We start from the raw sequence: 24427 nt of genomic DNA on the forward strand, positions 1-24427 counted from the left end.
GGCGCCGGTAGAAATGAGGGTGCAGTATGCTTAAGAATATACCAAAGATTATTTCCCCGGAGTTAATGAAAGTAATGATGGAAATGGGACATAGTGATGTACTGATTATAGCCGATGCTAATTATCCGGCAGCGGCACATGCAAAACGGCTGATACGGCTGGAAGGAGTGGAGGTTCCGGAACTGTTGGAAGCAATTTTACCATTTTTTCCACTGGATAATTTTATCAAACATCCGGTCAGGCTCATGCGCAATCTGCCAACTGAGCCCACACCTGAAATATGGGATGTCTATAAACGTATATTAAAAAAACATGATACTGACCGGGCATTTCAAGAATTTGATTTTGCAGACCGCCTTCCCTTTTATGAGGAATCCGAGAAGGCATATCTGGTTGTACAGACCGGAACAACAGCACGTTACGCAAATATTGTATTGCAGAAAGGTGTGTGCTAGAGCGTGTTCTTCCACAAACTGTGACGCACATCTGTCAGAAAGCAATTTTAAAACACGCTCTAGAGCGTGTTCTCCCACAAACTGGATCATTTTGTGCAATGGAAAATGATGGGTGCCGGAGATTACGTCATGGGATTGGAGCCTGCAAATGCAACCATTGACGGCATTGCAGGTGCAATAGAAAATGGCTCGGCCGTGAGGCATTAGAAAATATAAAAAACGGAAAATTACAGAAAAAGTAGATAGAAGCCAGAAAGGAAGAAAAATATGGCAAACCAATCATTAATAGAAAAAGTATTTGAAGAAGGAGGCGGGATTTTCCGCCTAAATCCCACCTTTGTACCAAGAAGATTTGGAAAGGCAGGACACCGATTAAAATTACACCCTGATGATTATTATGCACTGGGAATTGAGAGAGGGTCTATTAAGGAAAGATGGTTTTCCTCCACAATTCCAGCTAATAACGGACCGCTGGCAGCACCGGACGAGGGAATGAGTTATGTAGCCGTATCTTATGAAATAGATGAAAAATTTACATTAAAGGAAGCTATTGATACAATGGGTGAGAAAATTGTGGGAAAAGAACTCATGAAAAAGTATGGGGGATGGCCCATGTATTCAAAATTCTTTGATTTCGAAAATCCTTTGTTCCATCATGTCCACCTTACCTTTGAGGATGCGGCGAGAGTCGGTAAGCTTGGCAAGCCGGAGTGCTACTATTTCCCCAGGCAGTTAAATAATTACCAGGGAGAATGTGGTGCCACTTACTTTGGTTTTGATCCGGATACAGATCCGGAAGAGGTAAAGAGAAGACTGCGTAATTATAATGAAGATGATACCAGAATTACTGAATTATCCAGGGCTTACCGGGTTCAGCTTGGGACGGGCTGGTATACTCCGGCCGGTGTCATTCATGCTCCGGCATCATATCTTACATATGAACCACAGTGGAATTCCGATGTAAATTCCGTACAGGAAAATGTAGTTTCCGGAGAAATATATCCTAGAGATATGCTGGTTGAGGAATGTCCGGATGACAAGAAGGATGACATAGATTATATTTTTGGCTTGCTGGACTGGGAAAAGAATACGGATCCCCATTACAAACAGACCTATTTCAGGCCGCCTGTTACAGCGAGTGAGACAGAACAGTACATTGAAAAATGGGTGACTTACGCAAATGATTATGTTGCGGCAAAAGAATTAACCATTTATCCAGGGCAGACAGTAACGATAAAAGATGGGGCGGCTTATGGATGTATCTTTATCCAGGGACATGGGAAAATGGGTGTTTACGATGCAGAAGCGGTGACCCTGCTGCGTTTTGGTCAGCAAAGTTCAGATGAGTTCTTCGTTTCTGAAGGTACTGCAAAAGAGGGTGTTGTAATCACGAATGAGAGTAAGGTAGAGCCATTGGTATTACTAAAACATTTTGGTCCAAACCATCCGGATGTGCCAAAAGAAGTACCGGCATCCTGCGTCAGCAGCCAAATGTGCAAATAGTTACTGCCATTTGATCCGCTGCCTGTAAAATCAAGTAATTACGTCCCCGAATGCAGGAATCAAGCTTGTATTCGGGGATTTTTATATGGAAAGGAGAAGATAGCAGATGAAATATTTGATGGGGATTGACAATGGGGGTACTTTTTCAAAAGCAGCAATCTTTGACCAGGAGGGAAGACAGATATCTGTAGCCAGCGTCCCTTCCGTGACCATTACACCAAAGCCCGGTTATACGGAAAGAGATATGGAAGAACTTTGGGAAATCAATGCAGCAGCAATTCGTGCGGCAATTTCTGACAGCAAAATAAATCCCGATGATATAGCCGGTATATCTTTTTCCGGACATGGAAAAGGGTTGTATATGGTGGGGTATGATGACAAGCCATCCTATAACGGTATCCTGTCTACCGATGCCAGGGCATGGGAGTATGTAGAAAAATGGAATCGCGACGGCACCAGAGAAAAGGTATTCGAGAAATCTTATCAGGAGATACTGGCATGTCAGCCGGTGAGTATTCTGGCATGGTTGAAGGATCACCATTCTGATGTGATTGCAAACACAAAGTTTATTTTCGCAGTAAAAGATTATATCAGATATCGTCTGACCGGAGAAGCATTTGCAGAGTTATCCGATTTTACGGGAGCCAATCTGGTAAATTTAAACACCGGACAGTATGACAGAGAGCATCTGAAACTCTTCGGATTAGAGGAAATATATGAAAAGCTGCCTCCTCTTCGGGGGTCTGCGGATATCTGCGGTTACATAACGGACCAGGCTAGTAAAAAAACCACTCTGCCACAGGGGATTCCGGTTGCGGCGGGTATGTTTGATGTAGATGCCTGCGGGATCGCTTCCGGTTTGTCAGATGAAGAGCAGATGTGCATGATAGCAGGAACCTGGAGTATCAATGAATTCATTGGAAAAGCTCCGGTAACCAACAAAACAGTTGCTCTGAACTCCATGTTCTGCATACCGGGTTATTTTCTGATAGAAGAAAGCAGCCCGACATCTGCCGGAAACATGGAATGGTTCATCCGAAATCTTCTGAACTTTGAAAAAGAGTCGGCAAAAGAAGACGGGAAGTCCATCTATGATATTACTAATAAATGGGTGGAAGAAATAAAGCCGGAGGAGTCCAACGTGATCTTTCTGCCATTTTTAAACGGCTCCAATGAAGATGCACTGGCAAAGGGAACCTTTGTGGGCCTTACCGGATACCACAACAAGAAACATATGCTGCGGGCAGTGTACGAAGGAATTGTATTTTCACATCTGACCCATGTTAAAAAATTAATGCAAAACCGTTCCATGCCATCCAGCATCCGGCTTTCCGGGGGTGCAGCTAATTCTGATGTATGGGTTCAGATTTTTGCCGATGCACTGCAGATCCCGGTTGATGTGATTGAAGACAAAGAACTGGGGGCACAGGGAGCGGCAATGGCAGCTGGAATAGCAGCAGGAATCTACACTGATTATCAGGATGCCATCCGACGAACGGTCACTATCACTAAAACGGTGATGCCCCGTTTGGAATACAAAGAGATATATGAAGAAAAGTATACGGCTTATCGTGCGGTAATCAATGGGCTGAGCGGGACCTGGAAACATTTTAAGAATTGAAAAAAGAAAGGATAAAAAATGAAAGCATATACTCTTGGTTTATACGAAAAAGCAATGCCGCCTGAACTTACCTGGGAAGAAAAGCTTCAGGCTGCAAAATCTGCCGGTTTTGATTTTGTGGAAATCAGCATAGATGAAACGGAAGAAAAGCTGGCAAGGCTTGACTGGTCAAAAAAAGAAAGGCTGGAACTGATCGATACCATGTTTGCAGCGGGCATTCCCATAAGAAGTATGTGCCTGAGCGGGCACCGCAAATATCCCCTTGGAAGCAATAATCCGGAAATTGCAGGCAGAGGAATGGAAATAATGGAAAAAGCAATTTGCCTTGCGGATGACCTGGGAATTCGGATTATCCAATTGGCAGGCTATGATGTATACTATGAACAATCCACTCCGGAAACAGTCCGGCGGTTTGAAAAAAACCTGAAAAAAGCGGTAATGATGGCGGCAAGTCTGGGTATTACATTAGGATTTGAAACCATGGAAACGGAGTTTATGAACACCGTGGAAAAGGCAATGAACTATGTCAAAAATATAAATTCTACCTATCTGACGGTATATCCGGACAGCGGTAATATTAAAAATGCATCGGTCAGCTATGACACCAATGTTCAAAAAGATTTACGAACAGGTGCCGGGCATATTACATCTGTTCACTTAAAAGAGACAGTGCCCGGAAAGTTTCGGGAGATTCCTTTTGGAACAGGGCATGTAAATTTCGAAGAAATGATTGCTGCCGCCTGGGAAATCGGTGTGCGTAAATTTGTAACAGAATTCTGGTATACAGGGAGCGGGAAGTGGAAAGACGATCTGAAGGATGCCCGTAACAGAATGGGCAAAATATTAGATAAGATGGAGGCATGAGAGTTCTGACTGCACCCCAGGTAACCCAGGATAAACATTTCATGCGTAAACATTTCATGCATAAACATTTCATGCATAAACATGGACCAAATGCCTACTATGGGCAAAAATAACAGGAAAGGGAATAAAATGGAGAAAAAAATACAGGAAAATCATACTGCTGATTCAGGAAATTCCGCAAGCAGGCTTGCGGCAGGCAAGGGTTCAAGAATGAGGATGGCAATTCTGGGAGCAGGCCAGATTGCACATAAAATGGCTGCGACTATAACAAAAATGGAAATGGTAGAGGCATACGCAATCGCAGCAAGAGATGCCAAACGGGCACAGTCTTTTGCAGAACAATACGGCTTTACGAAAGCATATGGCTCTTATGAAGAAATGCTTTCTGATAAAGAAGTTGATCTGGTATATATAGCAACCCCGCATTCTCATCATTATGAGCATATCAGACTGTGCCTGGCACATCAGAAACATGTTCTATGCGAAAAATCATTTACGGTAAATGCCAGGCAGGCGAGGGAAGTACTGCAAATGGCAGAAGAAAAAGGACTCCTTCTGACAGAAGCAATCTGGACAAGATATATGCCGTCCCGGAAAATGGTAAATGATATTATAGACAGCGGAGTCATAGGTAAGGCAGTATCACTGACAGGCAATCTGGGCTACGCTCTGGAAAGTGTAACCAGGATGGTAGAACCGTCCCTGGCTGGCGGGGCATTGCTGGATGTGGGAGTCTATATGGTAAACTTCGCAATGATGGTCTTCGGAAATAAAATCAGCAAAGTAACTTCCAGTGCAGTGATGTCTGAAAAAGGAGTAGATTATTCGGACAGCATCACCATGATATTTGAGGGCGGGGAAATAGCTGTGATGCACAGCAGTATGCTTGGCGCACTGAATCGCAGGGCAAGCATCTTTGGTGATAAAGGCTACATAGAGATCACAAATGTAAATAACATAGAGCACATCAGAGTCTTCGACGAAAATTACAGAGAATTAGCAGATTACACGCCTCCGGAACAGATCACCGGATATGAATATGAGGTAGAAGCCTGCCGCAGGGCGATACAGGAAGGGAGAACCCAGTGCAGAGAGATGCCTCATGAAGAAACTATCCGGGTGCTGGAGATTATGGATGATATGCGGAGATCCTGGGGGTATCAGATTCCTGGGGAGAATCAATAAGGTTTAAAGTTATAGCTTTGCGGTGTCACGGTGTACTATTGTAGTGCACCGTGATATATTTAAAATTAAAATAAATGTAACATTTTTATTTACAATATAACTTTTAAATGTTATATTGATTTTGAGGTGATAAAATGGAAAACATAAAAAAGTATCTGCAGCAAATGGTAGATAATGATGTTGAGATAAAAAGTTTTAATACAGCAAACAAATTGAGCCCTTACCTGTGTGATAGCTATAATTATTATTTAGTGAAAGCTATTGGAATAAAATTTATACTGATAAAGTCACTTGAGGAACGGATGATATCCCAGATTCAAAAGCAAATAAATATCATGGAAACTAGATTGGGGTATCCAATTGTTTTAGCTATGAAAAGCACATCCCCATACAAACGAAAGATGTTTATTTCGCAAAAAATACCATTTATCTGTGAAGATAATCAGATGTATTTGCCGTTTTTGGGACTTCATCTGCAATCTAAAGAAAAAGAATACAGGGAAGAAAATGTGAAAGAACAGTTTACGCCGGCTATGCAGCTCATCTTTCTTTGGATCTTGTACCATGATAAGGATTACGTTATACAACAGGAAATCAGTGAAAAACTAAATATAACCAGAATGACAGTGTCAAGGGCATCAGATACTTTTGTGAAACTCGGGTTATTAGAGTACTTTATTGAAGGAAAGACCGGACGTAAAAAGGTTTATATCTGTAAGGATAAAAAGAAATTTTTCAAAGAAGGCAAACAATATTTAATCAATCCTGTAAGAAAGGTTTTCTTTGTAAGCGATATTTCCTCAAATGTGAAAATATATGCAGGAGGATTAGCTGCCTTGAGTAAAAAGTCAATGTTAGGTGAACCAGAGCATCCAATAATTGCAGCTTATACCAGTAAAGAAGAGGAATTGCAAAAATACAGGGTTACAAGGGAGATGGCCTTAGAAGAGAGGTTATATGAGGTTCAGATAATGAAATATGACATTTCCTTATTGACTAATGACAAATGTGTAGACCCAATAAGTATGATATGCAGCTTGAAAAATAACGACGAGAGAATTGACATGGCAATAAATGAAATGATGGAGGAGTATACATGGTTCAAGGAATAGAGAAATTTAAGAGTTCTTTCAGGAATATTCTGGACAATATGTGTTTATTGGTGGAACAGCTTGCGACATTGTTTTAGAAAGAGAAGGAGTTCTTTTTCGAAAGACAAAGGATCTGGATATGGTTTTGAAATTTCCGTTTTGAATTTGGAAAGTCTGGCTTTGTTTAAAATGAAAGCGTGGCTTGACCTGACCGAAAGAAAACAGAACGGAGAACAGATCGATAGCAATAGTATAAAAAAACATAAGAATGATGTTATTCGTCTGGCACTGTATATGCATCCGGATATGAAGCTGAAAACCACAGGAACGGTTCAGAAAGACGTGACGCGATTTCTTAGAAGCATACGAAAGGAACGTATTGATTTAAAAAACCTTGGAATTAAAGGTTATACATATGATCAAATTCTTGATAAGATAGAGAGCTGTTTCAAAGATTAAAAAAATGCCGGAACCACGCTGTTTTACACCATGGCCCAGCATCTCGGAAACTAAAAGCAATCTCACATCTGCAATACCTACTTAATCTAATTCTTCAATTCTCTTAGCACCATAAGAATAAACCCCATTTCTAATTACAAATAGCAATATCCCCAGAACAATACAAAAGAACAACGCGATTAATATAGAAGGAAGTCCCAGAATAATATAAAGGGCAAATGCTCCGCCTGCCATTGCGAATCCCATGATCCACACTGCAAACAGCAGAATCGTTGCAGTGAAATTCTGTTTCACGGCAGCCTGTTCGCTTTCCCAGATGAGTTTCGGGTTTGTAAGGTCAGCCCACAGTGCGGCATAGTTAATCATAAGCAGTGTAAGCACCGTAATGACCGGACATAAAATAATCACAAGGAAATTTGCATTCAGCAAAACCAAGCCCAGAACCGTACAGATGATTGTGTAAGGCAGTGTCGCTGCAAGGCAGATCAAAAAACCATTCAAAATCTTAGCCCGAAGCTGATCCCGGATAGACATAGGAATATATTTCATAAAGATGTATCCCTGTCCTTCTCTGGAAATGCAGGTACTGGTTACCATACAGGAACCGCCGATAAAAATCGGGAGTACAAAGGAAAGAAGCAATAAAACTGCGGTAACGGTATTCCCGGCTGTGGAAGCCAGCTGAGTCAGTATTGGTAACAGGCTTACCTTGGAGCCAGCTAAGGAAATAATGATCGGTATGCCTATTAAAAGAGGGAAAATTAACGGTGTCATCAGGCAGTTCATGAAATATACCGGTGTGCGGAAGAGCAGTTTGAACTCTTTAATGGCATAGGCTTTTACCGGACTTTTACTGCGGCTATAGGATTCTTTCTCCGTCTGCGACATTTTTTTGCGCTTTGATGTTACTTCCTGCATCCCCATAACTCCGCCAAAGTAAATTCTGTCAGCAATAAATAAAAAGATAACCAGAAATACTCCCGCCAGTAAAATAAATAATAGCATGGATACAATACTGGAATGAACTAAAGCATCCCCTGCAAATGTTAAATTAGGAAATATTATATTCAATTTGTCAAGCAGATTTTTGTTAGCAATCACCAGATTTGCCATTTGAGCTGCATCCGGCGTACGGTTTACCATCATGCTGGCACCGCAGATAATAAAAATCATTAAAAAGGAGCATACGGTGCTGATCATCTCTTTGTTCTTAATATTTTTAAATACCCGCATCATCAAAATTGCAATCAGTGACGCATAAATCAATGGAATAACCGGAAGCACCAGAACAACCAGGATCATAAAGAGCCAGAATAGAACGCCCCCCTGTGCTTCAAAACCATACCCAATAAATGGAGGCAGGATAAACAGGGCGATGATCAGGTATTCATAAATTAAAACAGCGGTAAATTTTGCACCAATAATCTGCCAGGGCTTCAATGGCAGGGGCAGCAGCGTTTCCAGGTCAGAAGACAGGAAGAACACGGATACCACATAAGGCAGTGCAAATACCAATACAGTAAAGGAAGCTGCATAGCAGAGCAGTTGAACCGGAGTTTCCGGCATATTTAATTGTGCAAAAGTATGATAAAAGGTTCGTCCAAAAGCGAATAAAGAACCGGCAAGGGGCAGTAAGCAAACTGCAAGTACTACCAATAGCAGGAGCTGACTGTTGCCTCCTGCAGACCGTTTCTTCTTTTGGCTACTGCCATTTTTGGTGACAGGCGTCATTCCCAGGCCGCTTTTTAAAAGAATCTTTGTAAGTATAAAAAATTTATGCATTCCTTGTTATCTCCAGGAAGATATTTTCCAGTGAATCTTCGCCAGGATGGATTGTTTTTAACTCGTCAAGCGTTCCCAGGAATAACAGCTTGCCTTTGTTAATGATCGCCACCTGATCACATAGTTTTTCAGCTACTTCCAGTACGTGTGTGGAAAAAAGGACTGATTTTCCGGTAGATGCATGTTCCCGCATCATTTCTTTCAGTACGTATGCGGAATTTGGATCCAAACCGGTAAGGGGTTCATCCAGAATCCATATTGAAGGATTGTGGATCAGGGCGCCCATTACCATAATCTTTTGCCGCATTCCGTGGGAGTATCCCATAATCCGGCTGTTCAGCGCCTCTTCCATGTCAAAGCGTTTGGCAAAGCTATCTATGAGGGACGATCTCGTCTGCGAGGGTACCTCGTAGATATCTGCCATAAAGTTCAAATACTCAATTCCTTTCAGTCTGAGAAAATTGTCAGGGGAATCAGAAACAAATCCAAACTGTTTTTTTGCCTCTGTAGGATTACGGGATATATCCAGTCCGTTCAGAGTGATGCTGCCGTCATCAGGCCTGGTGATACCGGTAATCATTTTCAAAGTTGTAGTCTTACCGGCACCATTTGGTCCGATAAATCCGGTAATTTTGCCATCTTCAATGTTCCAGTTCAAGGAATCGACAGCTTTCTTCCCACTGTTACCGTAAGTCTTGGAAACATTTGTCAGATTAATCATAGCTTTCTCCTTCTTGTTCTTTGAAATTTTAGAGTTTATCTATAAAGTTTTCTATATTTTACTCCTATAAAGTCAAATAAACAAGTAAAATTTTGGCAAAGCAGATTACCTGCTCCGTTTTCTCATATGTGTTCGTACGTATTTCATAAGCTGCACTACAGGAAGGTTAATCAGAGCCAGATCGTACACCGTCAGTATCTGGGAAAGTTCCAGAGGAGCGACTTTAAAAACGCTGTGCAGTTCCGGTATGAAAAGTACGGCATTAATTAGGGCAACACCGATAACAAATGCTGCAATTAAGTAAATGTTATTAAAGAATTTTTTAGTTAAAAGCACCGGTCTTTCAGATTTACAGTTAAATCCATGAACCAGTCGGGCCAGGCAGAGGGTGGCAAATGCCATTGTGCTTCCTACTTCAGCTCCGGAGGCGTGATATCCCAGAACAAAGGCAATCATGGTGGTAACTCCGATAGAAAGTCCTTCCACGCCGATTCCCAACAGAAAACCTCTTGTTAATATGGATTCGTTCCGTGGGCGGGGACGCTGCTTCATAACTTCTGTACTGTGAGGTTCCAGCCCCAGTGCGATAGCCGGAAGGCTGTCGGTCAGAAGATTGATGAAGAGCAGGTGCACGGGTGCAAAGGGAACCGGCAGGCATCGCAGGGATGCATACAGTACTGCCAGAATTGCCCCAAAGTTACCCGATAACAGGAACTTAATCGAGTTTTTAATATGTGAGTAGACATTTCTGCCGTTTTCAATGGCTTTTACAATTGTGGCGAAATTATCATCGGTCAGAACCATAGATGCAGCATCTTTGGCAACCTCGCTTCCGGTGATGCCCATAGCAACCCCGATATCAGCCTGTTTCAGGGCGGGCGCGTCATTGACACCATCTCCGGTCATGGCGACAATATGATCTTTATTCTGCCATGCTTTTACGATACGGATTTTATGTTCAGGAGAAACCCGTGCATATACCCTGACCTTCTCTACATATTTTTCAAGCTCTTCATCAGAGAGATTCTCGATATCAGAGCCCTCGCATGCCTGAGACATATCGGTTAAGATGCCAATTCTTCTGGCTATGGCGGAAGCCGTAATTTTATGGTCTCCAGTTATCATAACAGGGGTAATTCCAGCTTCAATACACCGGGCAACTGCTTCGGCCGATTCTTTACGCGGAGGGTCCATCATAGCCACAAGACCCAGGAAGGTAAGATTATTTTCATCAGCCATTTTAAGGGGCATGGGGCGTTCTACCGTTTTATAGGCAAATGCCAGTACCCGCAGTCCGTTTTTGGAGTAATATTCATTCATCTGTTTCAGCTTTGCCGTATCCCGCACGGTAATATTACGGATCTGTCCGTCTTTTTCAATATAAGAAAGGCGTTTTACCAGTACGTCCACGGCACCTTTGGTAATCATAACCATATGGCGGTCTATAGAATGAAGAGTGGACATCAGTTTTCGGTTACTGTCAAAAGGAAGTTCACTGACTCTGGGGCTGCGCTTTCGTATGGATGCAGTAGGGAAAGAAAAAGATTCTCCCGCATGTATCAACGCAGTTTCCGTAGGATCTCCAATTTCTTTCCCATCGGTACCGGACGCATCATTACACAAAACACTGTAAGTCATAAGTTTATTCTGAGCAGAATTATCCAGATCAAGGCTGGATATTGCAATATCCTTGCCGTTTGTATAATAATGTTCTACCGTCATTTTATTTTGTGTCAGAGTACCTGTTTTATCGGAACATATGACAGAAACGCTTCCAAGTCCTTCCACTGCCTGGAGTTTCCGGATGATTGCATTTTCCGCAGCCATTTTCTGGGTACCGTAGGACAGGACGATTGTGACGATAGAACTAAGTGCTTCGGGTATTGCGGCTACTGCCAGGGCAATCGCAAAGAGAAAAGAATCTCCGATATCGGCACCATGCCAGATATCCAGACAAAAAACCAGGGTGCAGATAGCCATAATCAGAGCAGACAGTTTTTGTCCGAAATTATCCAGATTCACCTGGAGGGGTGTCTTTTTTTCGGAAGTAGATTTTAGGAGGCTTGCAATCTTGCCAACCTGGGTATCCATTCCGATAGCCGTAACAAGAAAACTGCCTCTGCCGTAAGTGACAAAGCTTCCTGAAAATACCATATTAGTCTGATCCCCGATAGCAAGTTCGCCAGCCAGAGGATGGTCGGTTTTTTCTACGCTGACACTTTCGCCGGTAAGGGCACTTTCATTAATCTTGAGACTGGCATTTTCCATAATGCGCCCGTCAGCAGGAATGCTGTCTCCCGCTTCTAAAAGAACCAGATCACCGATAGTAACCTCTTTGGAAGGAATTTCTACGATGGTGCCGTCTCTTTTTACCTTAGCGAGAGGAGCAGATAAGGTTTTCAGGCTTGCAAGGGAGTGCTCGGCTTTAATTGTCTGGGCTGTTCCCAGGATGGCATTGACTGTAATAACGACTAAAATTACCACCGTGCTTTCAATATCTCCCATAACACCTGAGATTACGGCAGAAACAATCAGGATAACCACCAGGAAATCCATAAACTGTTCCAGGAATATCTGCAGCAGATTTTTCTTTTTACCTTCAATTAATATATTCTTACCGTATTTTTCCTGATTTGCCTTTGCCTTTCGGGTAGTCAGAAACGGGTCAGAGCCGTTTATCTGTTGTCTGACTTCTTCTTTTGAAAGATTGTAATACATTTGCATGAATGCGCCTCCTTGAGATGATTTCCGATAGAGCGGATAACGGATATGCGAAATAACGACATATGACCCCATGCAGTATCGGGGATCAGACTGCGATACTGCTTTGCCTTTATCATTATAGATATGTAGTCTATGGGGACAAATATGTATGGAGAATGAGAAATCTAATTTGTGTTTTGCTGATAAAGATGCTTTGATATCTCAATCTATAAAGCGCAGTAATCAACAAAATCCCAAGTTTCTACCCGCAACATCCTCTTTTACTTGCAACCAACCCCAGATACTGCTAAAATAACAGAATAAAATAACAGCATATAGCAATAGCTTAAAATAAAGAATACAAATAGGCAGCAGTTTCGCAGTGCAAACTGCGTTATGCATGGAGGAAAAGCTTGAAAGAAAAGCGCTTTCAAACTACTTATTAAGTCATTGTCGCAGGCAGGCCTGCGATATGCAGGAGGGAAAAGTATGATATTTGACAGCCATGCCCATTATGATGATGAGGCGTTTGACGAAGACAGAGAGAGCCTGCTTGGCAGTATGCAGGAGAATGGAATTGGATATATTGTAAATGTAGGTGCAAGCTTACGGGGCGTGGAGGACACGGTAAAGCTCACAAAGAGCTATCCCTTTATATATGGAGCAGTTGGAATTCATCCGGATGAGGCAGGAGACTTGAATGAAGAGCGTTTGCTTTGGCTGGAGAAACTGTGTGAAGAGGAGAAGATCGTTGCGGTAGGAGAGATTGGTCTGGACTATTATTGGGACAAGGAGTCCCACGAAGTCCAGAAGGAATGGTTTGCAAGGCAGCTTGCCCTTTCCAAAAAAGCAGGTCTGCCGGTGATTATCCACAGCAGGGATGCGGCAAAGGATACCATAGATGTTATGAAGGCAGAACACGCAGGCAGCACAGGCGGTGTAATCCACTGTTTCTCCAATTCCAGGGAAATGGCACGGGATTATGTCAACATGGGATATTATATTGGAATCGGTGGTGTTGTCACCTTTAAAAATGCCAGAGTAATGAAAGAGGTTGCAGAATATGTGCCTCTGGAACAGATTCTGATTGAGACAGACTGCCCTTATCTGGCACCGGCTCCTAATCGCGGAAAACGGAACTCGTCTCTGTTCCTGCCCTATATAATAGAAGAAATCGCACGTATCAAAGGGATATCAAAAGAATTAGTAGAAGAGAAGACCTGTGAAAATGCATTGAAAATGTACCAGATAAAATCATGAGAAGAAGAGGTAACGAATGGAAAAATTATCAAATCCCCAGAAAACTATAGAGGTCATTCAAAAGTATGAATTTGCCTTTCAAAAAAAGTTTGGTCAGAACTTTTTAATCGATGGTCACGTACTGGATAAAATTATTCGTTCTGCCAATATTACAAAGGATGATTTTGTGCTGGAAATCGGACCGGGCATCGGAACAATGACCCAGTATCTGGCTGAAGCTGCAAGAGAGGTGGCGGCAGTAGAGATTGATAAAGCGCTGATTCCGATCTTAGAGGATACCCTGTCTTCCTATGATAACATAACAGTCATAAATGAAGACGTTCTGAAACTGGATATTAAGCAGCTTGTGATGGAGCGAAACGGCGGCAGACCGGTTAAAGTAGTGGCGAATCTTCCGTACTATATTACTACGCCAATCATTATGGGATTATTTGAAAGCCATGTTCCCATCGACAGTATTACCGTCATGGTACAAAAAGAAGTGGCACAGAGAATGCAGTCAGGGCCGGGGAGCAAGGACTACGGTGCACTTTCACTTGCGGTACAGTATTACGCCGAGCCGTATATTGTTGCAAATGTGCCACCCAATTGCTTTATGCCCCGTCCAAAAGTAGGAAGTGCAGTAATACGGCTGACAACATACAAAGAAGCTCCCATCGATGTAAAGGATGAGCGTCTGATGTTCCGGATCATCCGTGCGTCATTTAACCAGAGAAGAAAAACGCTGGTAAATGGGTTGAATAACTCACCTGAGATTCCGATTTCCAAGGAGATCATTGCAGAAGCGATTGAGGAACTTGGGGTTTCACCCACTATCCGGGGGGAGGCGCTTACGCTGAGTGAGTTTGCAAGGCTCAGTAACATCATTTCGGCAAAAGAATAAACTGCATCAAATGAATTTAATATAAAAACCGGGAATAAAGAAAACGTAAAGTCTTCTTTATTCCCGGTTTTTATTATGGCTTCAATATCATTTTATCAATCCCCAGGAAGTTCTTAATTACTACGCAGGCGCCGCCCAGCAAAATAGCGGTGTCCTGCAGTCCGGATGGGAGGATGGTACAGTATTTATCCATACGGTTGCAGAGAGATTCCTGGATCTGCTTTGTAATATCCGGTATATACATAGTGAAAGCGCTGTTAATTACGATCAGATTAGGATTAAACGTATTCAGAATATTATTAATGCCGATTGCCATATATTTGACAAATTGCTGAATGACCTCCAGGGCATCACTGTCTTGCGCCTGATAAGAACGGATCAATGCGTCAATGGAAACTTCCGTACTGTCTTTACGCCTTGCGTAATCCTTCAGGATTGCCCGTTCTGAAGCATATTGCTCAAAACATCCATGATTGCCGCAGGGGCAGGCGCGCCCGTCAGGAACGATGATTGTGTGTCCGAACTCTCCTGCATAACCGTTATACCCGGTATAAAGCTGATCATCAATCAGAATTCCCATTCCAATACCGGAATGTATACTCAGGTTAATAATATTGGGATAATCAAAATAAAAAGTGCGTTCTCCCAAAACGGATAGATTAGCTTCATTATCCATATAGACAGGTACATGGAAGTGTTCCGATAAGGAATCAGAAAGGTTCTCTTCTTTTATGGAATAGTATGGGGTGAACATCACATGATTGTTATGCACTACTCCGTGAATACCAATACTGATACCAACGACCCCGTGAACAGTAGGAGTTAGCCCCTCTATAGTTTTCTCGATAATAGAAATCAATATAGGAAGAATTTCCAGGTCATGGGATGAATTTTTATATTGTTTGACAAAACAATGGGTTCCTTTCAGGTCAGAGGTGAGTACCGTTATGTAATCTACGCTAACATCCAGTGAAATTACATGGCCGCCGGATTGATTGAGATCCAGAAGGATTGGCTTACGGCCCTTGTCTGTCTTGGCACTGCCAATTTCAATAACCAGGTGCTCATCCATCAAAACCTGGACAATCGCTGAAATAGTGGCTTTTGTAAGCCCAAGTGCCTTGGCGAGGTCCGCCCTTGAAATGGGACCGTTGTTAACAATCGATTCCAAAACAAGATGGCTGTTAATATCACGGATTAATTCCTTGCTTCCTGTTATCATAATATCCTCCATTATAGTTTAATGACTATATTAAGTATATCATAGAAAAAGTAATTAGGACAGACTAAAAAATGATCTTTCGTAATTCTTAAAAATTTTTTTGTTTATTCTATGCTATAATATATTATATTATGGGCTTATTGTATGGAAATGGAAGAATGTGTTTTCTTTATAGGAAAAACTGTTTTATTAAGCTATTTAGAGACTGGAATGATATATATATTGTATTAATTAAACAGGTGAGGTGGATAGAATGTCAGTAAAAAAGGTTTTTTATTATTTATCGGATGATCAGGAAACAAAAATTCATGCAGTAAAATGGATGCCGGACGGAGAGGTCAGGGCGGTTCTCCAGATTGCTCATGGAATGGTTGAATTCATTGAGAGGTACGAGGAATTTGCAGGTTATATGGCAGACCATGGATTCCTGGTGGTTGGAAATGACCATCTGGGGCATGGAGACTCCATTAAGTCCAAAGAGTATTACGGTTATTTTGCAAAAGAGAATGGGAACCGGGCACTCATACGGGATATGCATAAACTAAGGTGTATCACGGAAAAAGAATATGCAGGCTTACCTTATTTTATTCTGGGGCACAGCATGGGATCTTTTTTGACCAGACAGTATATCTGCTGTCATGGAAAAGGGCTGGCCGGAACCATTATTATGGGAACCGGGTATAAGCCGAGATTTGCAGTGAAGGCAGGAATCGTACTGACTGCAATACTGGCGAAAAGACATGGCTGGATGTACCGCAGCAGGCTCGTAGATGCAATGGCATTTGGCGGTTATAACAGGAATTATAAACCGGCAAGGACAGACAGGGACTGGCTTTGCCGGGATGAGAAGGTCGTGGATGCTTATATTGCTGAAGAAAAATGCCAGTTTTTATTTACGCTGAATGCTTACCATAATCTTTTTCATGGACTATATAAATTAACTTTTGAAGAATATTTAGAACGAATGCCCCGGGAGATGCCTGTCCTGTTTGTATCGGGGGAGGATGATCCGGTAGGCGACCAGGGCAGAGGCGTAAAAAAAGTTGTCGAGACATTCCGAAAAACAGGAATGAAGGATATTTCCTGCAAACTTTATCCGGATGACCGTCATGAAATTTTGAATGAACTGGATAGAAAACAGGTTTACCGGGATATTCTGCAATGGTTAAACCGGCTGATTTAAAATAGTGGATTGTATATTTTGGTACAGGCATTTTTCAAACACGTTCTGCACCAGAAGGAATAGGGAGTTAACATGTTTAATATACTAGTTTGCGATGATGACAAGGAGATTATGGATGCTGTTGAAATATATTTGAATCAGGAAGGATATGAAGTCTATAAAGCGCTGGATGGCGAATATGCCTTGCAGACCCTAAAAGTGGTAGAAATCCATCTTGTCATTGCAGATATAATGATGCCAAAGCTGGACGGAATAGCGTTGACAAAGGAAATCAGAAAAAACAGCGGGGTTCCGATTATTATCCTTTCAGCAAGATCAGAAGATACGGATAAAATCATGGGGCTTGATATAGGTGCGGATGACTATCTGACAAAACCTTTTAATCCCCTGGAGCTTGTGGCAAGGGTCAAATCCCAGCTCAGGCGATATACGAAACTGGGGAATTATGTAAAAGGAGATATAACCGTTCTCTATCGTACGGGCGGCCTTGTAATTAATGATGAAGAAAAAGAAGTTACAGTAGATGGAGTGATTGTAAAACTTACGCCTATTGAATATAATGTTTTGCTTTTGCTGGTGAAAAATAAGGGCAAGGTTTTTTCCATAGACCAGATCTATGAAAGCATCTGGAACGAGGTGGCAATCGGTGCTGACAATACGGTGGCTGTACATATCAGACATATCAGAGAAAAAATTGAGATCAATCCCAAAAGCCCCCGGTATCTAAAAGTAGTATGGGGGATTGGCTATAAAGTTGAGAGCATAGCAGATGAAGAATAACGGGCAGGAAACAAAAAGTAAAGAGGATGAGTTTCGGGCAGCGAGAAAGATTGTAACACTGACCGTGGAATACATGTCACTGATTATTATCATTTGCTCTTTTATGATCAGTCTCAGCATGATGACTTCTCTGGAAGATTTTCAAAATGCATTTGGAAAGCCGTATCCGGAAACGGCTAAATACGAGACACAGGTGGAAGAGAAGATCGGTCAGCTGCATGAATTTCTGGAGGGCTGCAATAAATTTGAAACGGATGGGATTTACGATCCGGATAGAATCGTTGATATAGAAAATTACGCATTACATAAGAATATTACAGGTCTAAGTGAAGGAGGATTATCTTACCGTCTTCACGATCTTTTGCAATGGGCTCAGCAGGGGGCAGAGTTGGACAATGAGGAAGCCTATTCCCCCATAGGATATAAAGATATTGAGGAATATGCCCGGAAGACGGGAAAAGACAGAGATAAACTATATCTGTATGTGAAGAGCACAATAGCAGGAATCTGGGACGATGTATGGCACTATAATACTTTGAAAGTGGAATTTAACGGTAAGAATACCAATTTGAAATACATTGTTCTGGATAAAAATAACAAGCAGGTCTATGGGAATACAGGATTGTCAGAGGAACAGATTTTAGATCTGGGTACCTATGTAGTGCTGGATTATAAAAAACTGGAGTACGATGCCAATCTTAAATTTAAGAAAAATATATACAGTAATCTGGGAAGAGGAATTTCGCCTAATTGTATTGACAGCCGTATCGTGATTGGAGTCGATACATCATTCCTGGTGCAGGATGAATTTTATGATATGAAAGAACGATATGAGAACTGGATGCCATGGAGCCGTGCGGCTGCAGTTGTATGCGGTGTTTTTATATTTATCTGGCTGTCATCGATCGGATATTACACCAATATCGCAGGATTGGAAAAAGGGGAATTCGCGCTGATGAAACTGGACGCATTTCCAATAGAGGTGCTGACGGTGATAAGCGGAATGGTATTCGCACTGGGTGGTCATCTGGCATATCTGAGCTATCAGCATCTAGGGATTTTTCCAGGTATTGCCGGAGTGCTATTTTCCCTTGCAGGATTTGCAAATGGAATGTTTATTGTGTGGTATGGCAGCATGGTGCGCCGGGTAAAGGGAGGTGTATTTTTAAAATACAGCACCATTTACAACCTGTGGCGGGAGTTATCTCATATGATATATAAGAGAAAAATTTCGATTAGAATTCTTGTCTGGTATATAGGATTTTTAATCGTCAATATTCTGGGAATACTTTCCATTACTTATCTGGGAGTATGGGGAATGCCCCTTACAATAATACTGGAATTAATTATCGGAATTAATTTAGTAAAGATGTCAGTGCAGCAGGATAAGATATCAACAGGAATAGATCAGATTTTAAAAGGAGATTTTGATTATAAAATAGACGGGTCAAAATTTTTGCCGGCAAATAAAAGGCTGGCAGATTCCGTAAATAAAATGAGTAACAGTCTGGAGTCAATCATAGAGAAAAATACCAAAAGTGAAAGACAGAAGACAGATTTGATTACAAATGTATCACATGATATCAAGACACCGCTGACATCGATCATTAATTATGTGGATTTGTTAAAAAGACTGGAATTATCAGATCAAAAGGCACAGAACTACTTAGAGATACTGGACCAGAAGTCACAGCGGCTTAAATATTTAACGGAAGACCTGCTGGAAGCATCTAAAATAAGTTCGGGAAACATCCTTCTAGAGTATATAAATATTAATTTCAAAGAACTTATCCTGCAGACAGCAGGAGAATTTGATGACCAGTTCAAAGCTAGAAGACTGGAACTGGTAACGAGTGTTCCGGATCATCCCATTATAATCCGTGCAGACAATACACGTATCTGGCGTGTTATCGAAAACCTGTATAATAATGTTGTAAAGTATGCCATGCCTGGTACCAGGGTTTATGCCACAATACGCACCGAAAATGAAAAGATGATTTTTTCCATTAAAAATATATCGGAATATTCTCTCAATATGGAAGCCGAAGAGCTGACCGAGCGTTTTATACAGGGGGATAAATCCAGAAGCACAGAAGGAAGCGGTCTTGGATTATCAATTGCCAGATCCCTTACAGAAATGCAGGGAGGAGAATTTCGCATCAGCGTAGATGGCGACCTGTTCAAAGCAGTATTAATATTTCCAATAGTACAGCATGAAGTATGCAGCACCTTATCAGTGTAACAACAGCCAGCCCGGTTATTAAATGGACTGGCTGTTGTAAACATACTGTATATAAGTATGTAATTATTCTGATTTTTCATTGGAAGAATTCGTTGTAGGAGAAAGGTTCTTAAAAGCAGATGGTTCCATAATCTCGGGAATATCACTTGAAGAATTATCCTCCTCCGTTTCTTCAGGAATATAGCGGTCAAATATTTTAACAAAGAAATAAGAATTAATAAAAGCGATAAGTGCAAATCCGATCAGTATCCATACAATTAAACCATAGGCAAATACAATAGGGATCATCAGAGTAGCTCCGGCCGGAACAACAGCAACAATCAATATTAAAAATGTATATGGCAGATGTCTGATGGACATAAACAGCGAATTCTTAAAAGTATTTTTAATAGAATTCACAAATTTGGATAAAATCGGGAAAATGTAAGATAATACAAATGCATATACAACGGCAACCACCATAAGACCATAACGCATGACAGTAGTCAGTGTAGATTTCATCTGTCCTGTTATCCGGAAATCCATCAGCAGGATAATTCCGGCTACCAGCATAATCAGCCAGATAATCGTACTCTGCTTAAAATTTTCCTTAAAAGATTTGAAGAAACCTTTTATAATATAAGATTCTTCGTTACGCGCCATTTTCAGCGTCACATAATACATAGCCGTACAGGAAGCACCGATAGTAACAATCGGGATACAGCATATAAGAAATACAACGTTCAACATCATCAAGTCTGCTACCCTGGACATAAAAGTAAAGAACTTATTGTCCATACTAAAAAATCTACCCATTCTAAACTACCTCTTTTAACGATTTATTTGTTTACATCAAATTATATAGGATTATAGGGAAAAATGCAAATAAATAAAGCATAAACTTAGGGAATTTCACAGATCTTTTAAAAAATTTTTCTCCTTGACTTTTCATTCCGTGCTACATATAATGAAAATTAGCAATATATATAGAAAAGACGATGACGAAGACAGTACATTTATTTTGTCAGTGTGTCTGGGAAATACGGACATATATCTGATAATCAACGAAATTTACAGCGAGCCGGTGGTGGTGGAAGTCCGGTAAGAGTAGGATAGATGGAATATCACTTCAGAGTTTCAGGCTGAATAATAGTAGGTGCTGACGGTTTTCCACCGTTAACAGGAACGCGTATGATAGTATGTTGTAACAGGTGGTTAACGAAGTGTATGACTCTCGTCCTTTTACAGGGATGGGAGTTTTTTTGTGCACATTCATTCCACAAACTGGAACGCACAGCTGGAATAAAGCAATTCAAACACGCTCTAACGCATAAAATTTAAGGAGGAATATAATCATGTACGACAAAGTTTCTACGAATCTTAATTTTGTTGACCGGGAGAAGAAGACAGAGAAGTTCTGGGAAGACAACCAAATTTTTGCAAAAAGTATTGATAACCGTGAGGGATGTGAGACCTACACATTCTATGACGGGCCGCCTACCGCAAATGGCAAACCTCACATCGGCCACGTTTTAACCCGTGTAATCAAAGATATGATCCCAAGATACCAGACGATGAAAGGGAAGATGGTTCCGCGTAAAGCAGGCTGGGATACCCACGGTCTTCCGGTAGAGCTGGAAGTGGAAAAAATGCTGGGTCTGGACGGCAAAGAGCAGATTGAAGAATATGGTCTGGAACCATTTATTAAATATTGTAAAGACAGCGTCTGGAAATACAAGGGCATGTGGGAAGACTTCTCTGCAACCGTAGGATTCTGGGCAGATATGGAGCACCCTTACGTAACTTATGACAATAACTTTATCGAATCCGAGTGGTGGGCGCTAAAGCAGATCTGGGACAAAGGGCTGTTATATAAAGGATATAAAATCGTACCTTACTGCCCAAGATGCGGAACACCTCTCTCCAGTCATGAAGTTGCCCAGGGATATAAGGATGTAAAGGAACGTTCAGCCATTGCCAAATTTAAAGTAAAAGGCGAAGAAGCATATATTCTGGCATGGACAACCACTCCGTGGACCCTGCCTTCAAACGTGGCACTTTGTGTAAATCCGAAGGAGACTTATGTCAAAGTATCCATGAAAGAAGATGGAACGGTTTATTATCTGGCACAGGCACTTTGTGATAAAGTACTGGGCGAAGACAACTACGAGGTACAGGAGACTTATGTAGGAACAGATTTGGAATATAAAGAATATGAGCCACTATTCCCATTTACCACACCGGCGAAAAAAGCTTATTTTGTAACCTGTGCTGACTATGTTACTTTAACAGATGGGACCGGAGTTGTTCATATCGCTCCTGCATTTGGTGAAGATGACTCCCAGGTAGGAAGAAGATATGATCTGCCATTCCTTCAGCTGGTAGACAGCAAGGGTGAGATGACAGAAGAGACTCCATGGGCAGGAACTTTCTGTAAAAAAGCAGATCCCCTTGTATTAGAAGATTTAAAGTCCAGAGGTCTTTTATTCTCTGCACCGCAGTTTGAGCACAGCTATCCTCACTGCTGGAGATGTGACACACCGCTTATCTACTATGCACGCGAGTCCTGGTTCATCAAAATGACCGATGTAAAAGAGGATCTGATCAGAAATAACAACACCATCAACTGGATACCGGAAAGTATCGGAAAAGGTCGCTTTGGAGACTGGCTGGAGAACGTACAGGACTGGGGAATCAGCCGTAACCGTTATTGGGGAACGCCGCTGAATGTCTGGGAATGTGAATGCGGACATATGCACTCCATCGGAAGCATTGCCGAATTAAAAGAAATGTCGGATAACTGCCCGGAGAATATCGAACTTCACCGCCCATTCATTGATGCAGTGACTATCAAGTGTCCTCATTGTGGAAAAGAAATGCACCGTGTGCCTGAAGTAATTGACTGCTGGTTTGATTCCGGGGCAATGCCTTTTGCGCAGCATCATTATCCGTTTGAAAACCAGGAATTATTCAAACAGCAATTCCCGGCAAACTTTATTTCAGAAGCAGTGGACCAGACCCGTGGATGGTTTTATTCCCTCCTGGCTATTTCCACGCTGATCTTTAATGAAGCGCCGTACAAGAATGTTATCGTACTGGGACATGTCCAGGATGAAAACGGACAGAAGATGAGCAAGTCAAAAGGGAATGCCGTAGACCCGTTCGATGCACTTTCCACTTTCGGAGCTGATGCGATCCGCTGGTATTTCTATGTGAACAGCGCTCCCTGGCTGCCAAACCGTTTCCATGGAAAAGCAGTGACGGAAGGACAGCGTAAATTTATGGGTACTCTTTGGAATACCTATGCATTTTTTGTGCTTTATGCAAATATAGATGAATTTGACGCTGCAAAATATAGTTTAGAATATGATAAGCTTCCGGTAATGGATAAATGGCTGCTGTCGAAAATGAATACCCTGATTCAGACCGTAGATGAGAATCTTGGAAATTACAAAATCCCGGAAGCAGCAAGAGCATTACAGGAATTTGTAGATGACATGAGTAACTGGTATGTGCGCAGAAGCCGTGAGCGTTTCTGGGCGAAGGGCATGGAACAGGATAAAATCAATGCATATATGACGCTGTATACGGCGCTTGTAAATGTATGCAAGGCTGCAGCACCTATGATTCCGTTTATGACAGAGGATATCTATCAGAACCTTGTTCGTAATATCGACAAGACAGCACCGGAAAGCATTCACCTGTGCGACTTCCCGGCAGCGGATGCAGCACAGATCGACAAGGACCTGGAAGCAAATATGGATGAAGTTCTTAAAATTGTTGTTATGGGGCGCGCATGCAGAAATACAGCGAATATCAAGAACAGACAGCCGATTGGGAATATGTTTGTAAAAGCCCGTTTTGAATTACCTGAGTTCTTTGTGGATATAATCAGAGAGGAATTAAACACCAAAAAAGTAACCTTTACCGATGACGTAAGAAACTTTACATCTTATAGCTTTAAGCCTCAGCTAAAGACGGTGGGACCAAAATATGGAAAACTTCTGGGAGGAATCCGTCAGGCACTTCCCCAGTTAGATGGAAATGCTGCCATGGATGAATTGAACGGAAACGGTTCCATTAAGCTTGACATAAACGGAACAGAGGTTGTATTATTAGAAGAGGATCTGCTGATTGAGACAGCGCAGACGGAAGGATATGTGTCAGAGCAGGATAACGAAATCACCGTTGTACTGGATACAAATCTCACTCCGGAGCTGATTGAAGAAGGATTCGTCAGAGAGCTGATCAGTAAGGTACAGACCATGAGAAAAGAAGCGGGCTTTGAAGTGACAGACAGAGTCGTGGTTTATGCAAAAGACAATCAGAAGATTGAAAAAATATTAGAAGAGCACAGAGAAGAGATTAAGTCAGAAGTTCTGGCAAATGATATTGTGACAGGCTCTGCAAACGGCTATGTAAAGGAATGGAACATCAACGGGGAGACAGTAACCATGGGCGTGGAGAAGGTGTAATATACCAGAAAACAGGAGG

Annotated in this window: 20 protein-coding genes; 15 read left to right on the forward strand and 5 right to left on the reverse strand. The window is 41.7% G+C overall.

Features of this window, described 5'->3' with window-relative positions:
- Positions 1-26: 26 nt before the first annotated feature.
- The 9 genes from CD03_RS0122695 to CD03_RS0122740 all read left to right on the forward strand — a co-directional run bounded on the left by CD03_RS0122695 (position 27) and on the right by CD03_RS0122740 (position 7178).
- Positions 27-455 carry an RbsD/FucU family protein gene (locus tag CD03_RS0122695; protein WP_027295589.1) on the forward strand — a complete coding sequence of 143 codons (429 nt, stop codon included), beginning with the start codon at positions 27-29 and terminating at the stop codon, positions 453-455.
- Entirely contained in the window at positions 367-564 is a 198-nt protein-coding gene (locus CD03_RS40105; protein ID WP_442969726.1) for a DUF6783 domain-containing protein, read from the forward strand. The genes CD03_RS0122695 and CD03_RS40105 overlap by 89 nt, the downstream gene beginning before the upstream one ends.
- Positions 522-662, forward strand: coding sequence for a DUF4432 family protein (locus tag CD03_RS38025; protein ID WP_255348110.1), 141 nt, complete (start codon positions 522-524; stop codon positions 660-662). The genes CD03_RS40105 and CD03_RS38025 overlap by 43 nt, the downstream gene beginning before the upstream one ends.
- Before the next feature lie 60 nt (positions 663-722).
- Positions 723-1958, forward strand: a complete 1236-nt coding sequence (locus CD03_RS0122705) for a hypothetical protein (protein WP_027295590.1) — start codon at positions 723-725, stop codon at positions 1956-1958.
- Positions 1959-2064: 106 nt separating this feature from the next.
- The gene (locus tag CD03_RS0122710) at positions 2065-3579 is read left to right on the forward strand and encodes an FGGY-family carbohydrate kinase (RefSeq protein WP_027295591.1); all 1515 of its coding nucleotides are present in this window, start codon (positions 2065-2067) and stop codon (positions 3577-3579) included.
- Between the two features lie 18 nt (positions 3580-3597).
- Entirely contained in the window at positions 3598-4443 is an 846-nt protein-coding gene (locus CD03_RS0122715) for an L-ribulose-5-phosphate 3-epimerase (protein ID WP_027295592.1), read from the forward strand.
- Positions 4444-4653: 210 nt separating this feature from the next.
- Entirely contained in the window at positions 4654-5628 is a 975-nt protein-coding gene (locus CD03_RS0122725) for a Gfo/Idh/MocA family protein (protein ID WP_027295593.1), read from the forward strand.
- Positions 5629-5762: 134 nt separating this feature from the next.
- Positions 5763-6740, forward strand: a complete 978-nt coding sequence (locus CD03_RS0122730; protein ID WP_027295594.1) for a MarR family transcriptional regulator — start codon at positions 5763-5765, stop codon at positions 6738-6740.
- A gap of 138 nt (positions 6741-6878) precedes the next feature.
- Positions 6879-7178: a hypothetical protein gene (locus CD03_RS0122740; RefSeq protein WP_242849141.1), complete on the forward strand. Its 300-nt coding sequence runs from the start codon at positions 6879-6881 to the stop codon at positions 7176-7178.
- A gap of 81 nt (positions 7179-7259) precedes the next feature.
- Here CD03_RS0122740 and CD03_RS0122745 read toward each other — a convergent pair whose 3' ends face one another.
- From CD03_RS0122745 to CD03_RS0122755, 3 genes are all read right to left on the reverse strand, one after another.
- A complete protein-coding gene (locus CD03_RS0122745; RefSeq protein ID WP_027295596.1) occupies positions 7260-8960 on the reverse strand; it encodes a putative ABC transporter permease subunit in 1701 nt (566 codons plus the stop codon).
- The gene (locus tag CD03_RS0122750) at positions 8953-9681 is read right to left on the reverse strand and encodes an ABC transporter ATP-binding protein (RefSeq protein ID WP_027295597.1); all 729 of its coding nucleotides are present in this window, start codon (positions 9679-9681) and stop codon (positions 8953-8955) included. The genes CD03_RS0122745 and CD03_RS0122750 overlap by 8 nt, the downstream gene beginning before the upstream one ends.
- A 105-nt stretch (positions 9682-9786) precedes the next feature.
- Positions 9787-12405: a cation-translocating P-type ATPase gene (locus tag CD03_RS0122755; RefSeq protein ID WP_027295598.1), complete on the reverse strand. Its 2619-nt coding sequence runs from the start codon at positions 12403-12405 to the stop codon at positions 9787-9789.
- Between the two features lie 468 nt (positions 12406-12873).
- Here CD03_RS0122755 and CD03_RS0122760 point away from each other — a divergent pair, with 468 nt between their 5' ends.
- Both CD03_RS0122760 and rsmA read left to right on the forward strand, forming a co-directional pair.
- On the forward strand, positions 12874-13644 hold the full coding sequence (locus CD03_RS0122760) for a TatD family hydrolase (RefSeq protein ID WP_027295599.1): 771 nt from the start codon (positions 12874-12876) through the stop codon (positions 13642-13644).
- 16 nt (positions 13645-13660) lie between these two features.
- A complete protein-coding gene (gene rsmA, locus CD03_RS0122765; RefSeq protein ID WP_027295600.1) occupies positions 13661-14527 on the forward strand; it encodes a 16S rRNA (adenine(1518)-N(6)/adenine(1519)-N(6))-dimethyltransferase RsmA in 867 nt (288 codons plus the stop codon).
- 73 nt (positions 14528-14600) lie between these two features.
- Here rsmA and CD03_RS0122770 read toward each other — a convergent pair whose 3' ends face one another.
- Positions 14601-15749 carry an ROK family transcriptional regulator gene (locus CD03_RS0122770; RefSeq protein ID WP_027295601.1) on the reverse strand — a complete coding sequence of 383 codons (1149 nt, stop codon included), beginning with the start codon at positions 15747-15749 and terminating at the stop codon, positions 14601-14603.
- Positions 15750-16002: 253 nt separating this feature from the next.
- Between CD03_RS0122770 and CD03_RS0122775 the strand changes: the two genes are divergently transcribed.
- The 3 genes from CD03_RS0122775 to CD03_RS34470 all read left to right on the forward strand — a co-directional run bounded on the left by CD03_RS0122775 (position 16003) and on the right by CD03_RS34470 (position 19954).
- A complete protein-coding gene (locus CD03_RS0122775; RefSeq protein WP_044289607.1) occupies positions 16003-16932 on the forward strand; it encodes an alpha/beta fold hydrolase in 930 nt (309 codons plus the stop codon).
- 72 nt (positions 16933-17004) lie between these two features.
- Entirely contained in the window at positions 17005-17712 is a 708-nt protein-coding gene (locus CD03_RS0122780) for a response regulator transcription factor (protein WP_027295603.1), read from the forward strand.
- Complete coding sequence (locus CD03_RS34470) at positions 17702-19954, forward strand: sensor histidine kinase (protein ID WP_052377931.1); 2253 nt, start codon at positions 17702-17704, stop codon at positions 19952-19954. Before CD03_RS0122780 ends, CD03_RS34470 begins: the two co-directional genes overlap by 11 nt.
- A gap of 63 nt (positions 19955-20017) precedes the next feature.
- Here CD03_RS34470 and CD03_RS34475 read toward each other — a convergent pair whose 3' ends face one another.
- Entirely contained in the window at positions 20018-20749 is a 732-nt protein-coding gene (locus tag CD03_RS34475; protein ID WP_044289608.1) for a YesL family protein, read from the reverse strand.
- Between the two features lie 539 nt (positions 20750-21288).
- Here CD03_RS34475 and ileS point away from each other — a divergent pair.
- Positions 21289-24408, forward strand: a complete 3120-nt coding sequence (gene ileS, locus CD03_RS0122795) for an isoleucine--tRNA ligase (protein WP_027295604.1) — start codon at positions 21289-21291, stop codon at positions 24406-24408.
- Positions 24409-24427: the final 19 nt, after the last annotated feature.

It is taken from the genome of Robinsoniella sp. KNHs210 (assembly GCF_000686105.1).
GTDB classification, from domain to species: Bacteria; Bacillota; Clostridia; order Lachnospirales; family Lachnospiraceae; genus Robinsoniella; species Robinsoniella peoriensis.

Excerpts from the sequence above, each read along its gene's own strand:
- CD03_RS0122695 (WP_027295589.1), top strand. The coding sequence starts at position 27 with ATGCTTAAGAATATACCAAAGATTATTTCCCCGGAGTTAATGAAAGTA.
- CD03_RS40105 (WP_442969726.1), top strand. The coding sequence starts at position 367 with ATGAGGAATCCGAGAAGGCATATCTGGTTGTACAGACCGGAACAACAG.
- CD03_RS0122705 (WP_027295590.1), top strand. The coding sequence starts at position 723 with ATGGCAAACCAATCATTAATAGAAAAAGTATTTGAAGAAGGAGGCGGG.
- CD03_RS0122710 (WP_027295591.1), top strand. The coding sequence starts at position 2,065 with ATGAAATATTTGATGGGGATTGACAATGGGGGTACTTTTTCAAAAGCA.
- CD03_RS0122715 (WP_027295592.1), top strand. The coding sequence starts at position 3,598 with ATGAAAGCATATACTCTTGGTTTATACGAAAAAGCAATGCCGCCTGAA.
- CD03_RS0122725 (WP_027295593.1), top strand. The coding sequence starts at position 4,654 with ATGAGGATGGCAATTCTGGGAGCAGGCCAGATTGCACATAAAATGGCT.
- CD03_RS0122730 (WP_027295594.1), top strand. The coding sequence starts at position 5,763 with ATGGAAAACATAAAAAAGTATCTGCAGCAAATGGTAGATAATGATGTT.
- CD03_RS0122745 (WP_027295596.1), bottom strand. The coding sequence starts at position 8,960 with ATGCATAAATTTTTTATACTTACAAAGATTCTTTTAAAAAGCGGCCTG.
- CD03_RS0122750 (WP_027295597.1), bottom strand. The coding sequence starts at position 9,681 with ATGATTAATCTGACAAATGTTTCCAAGACTTACGGTAACAGTGGGAAG.
- CD03_RS0122755 (WP_027295598.1), bottom strand. The coding sequence starts at position 12,405 with ATGCAAATGTATTACAATCTTTCAAAAGAAGAAGTCAGACAACAGATA.
- CD03_RS0122760 (WP_027295599.1), top strand. The coding sequence starts at position 12,874 with ATGATATTTGACAGCCATGCCCATTATGATGATGAGGCGTTTGACGAA.
- rsmA (WP_027295600.1), top strand. The coding sequence starts at position 13,661 with ATGGAAAAATTATCAAATCCCCAGAAAACTATAGAGGTCATTCAAAAG.
- CD03_RS0122770 (WP_027295601.1), bottom strand. The coding sequence starts at position 15,749 with ATGATAACAGGAAGCAAGGAATTAATCCGTGATATTAACAGCCATCTT.
- CD03_RS0122775 (WP_044289607.1), top strand. The coding sequence starts at position 16,003 with ATGTCAGTAAAAAAGGTTTTTTATTATTTATCGGATGATCAGGAAACA.
- CD03_RS0122780 (WP_027295603.1), top strand. The coding sequence starts at position 17,005 with ATGTTTAATATACTAGTTTGCGATGATGACAAGGAGATTATGGATGCT.
- CD03_RS34470 (WP_052377931.1), top strand. The coding sequence starts at position 17,702 with ATGAAGAATAACGGGCAGGAAACAAAAAGTAAAGAGGATGAGTTTCGG.
- CD03_RS34475 (WP_044289608.1), bottom strand. The coding sequence starts at position 20,749 with ATGGGTAGATTTTTTAGTATGGACAATAAGTTCTTTACTTTTATGTCC.
- ileS (WP_027295604.1), top strand. The coding sequence starts at position 21,289 with ATGTACGACAAAGTTTCTACGAATCTTAATTTTGTTGACCGGGAGAAG.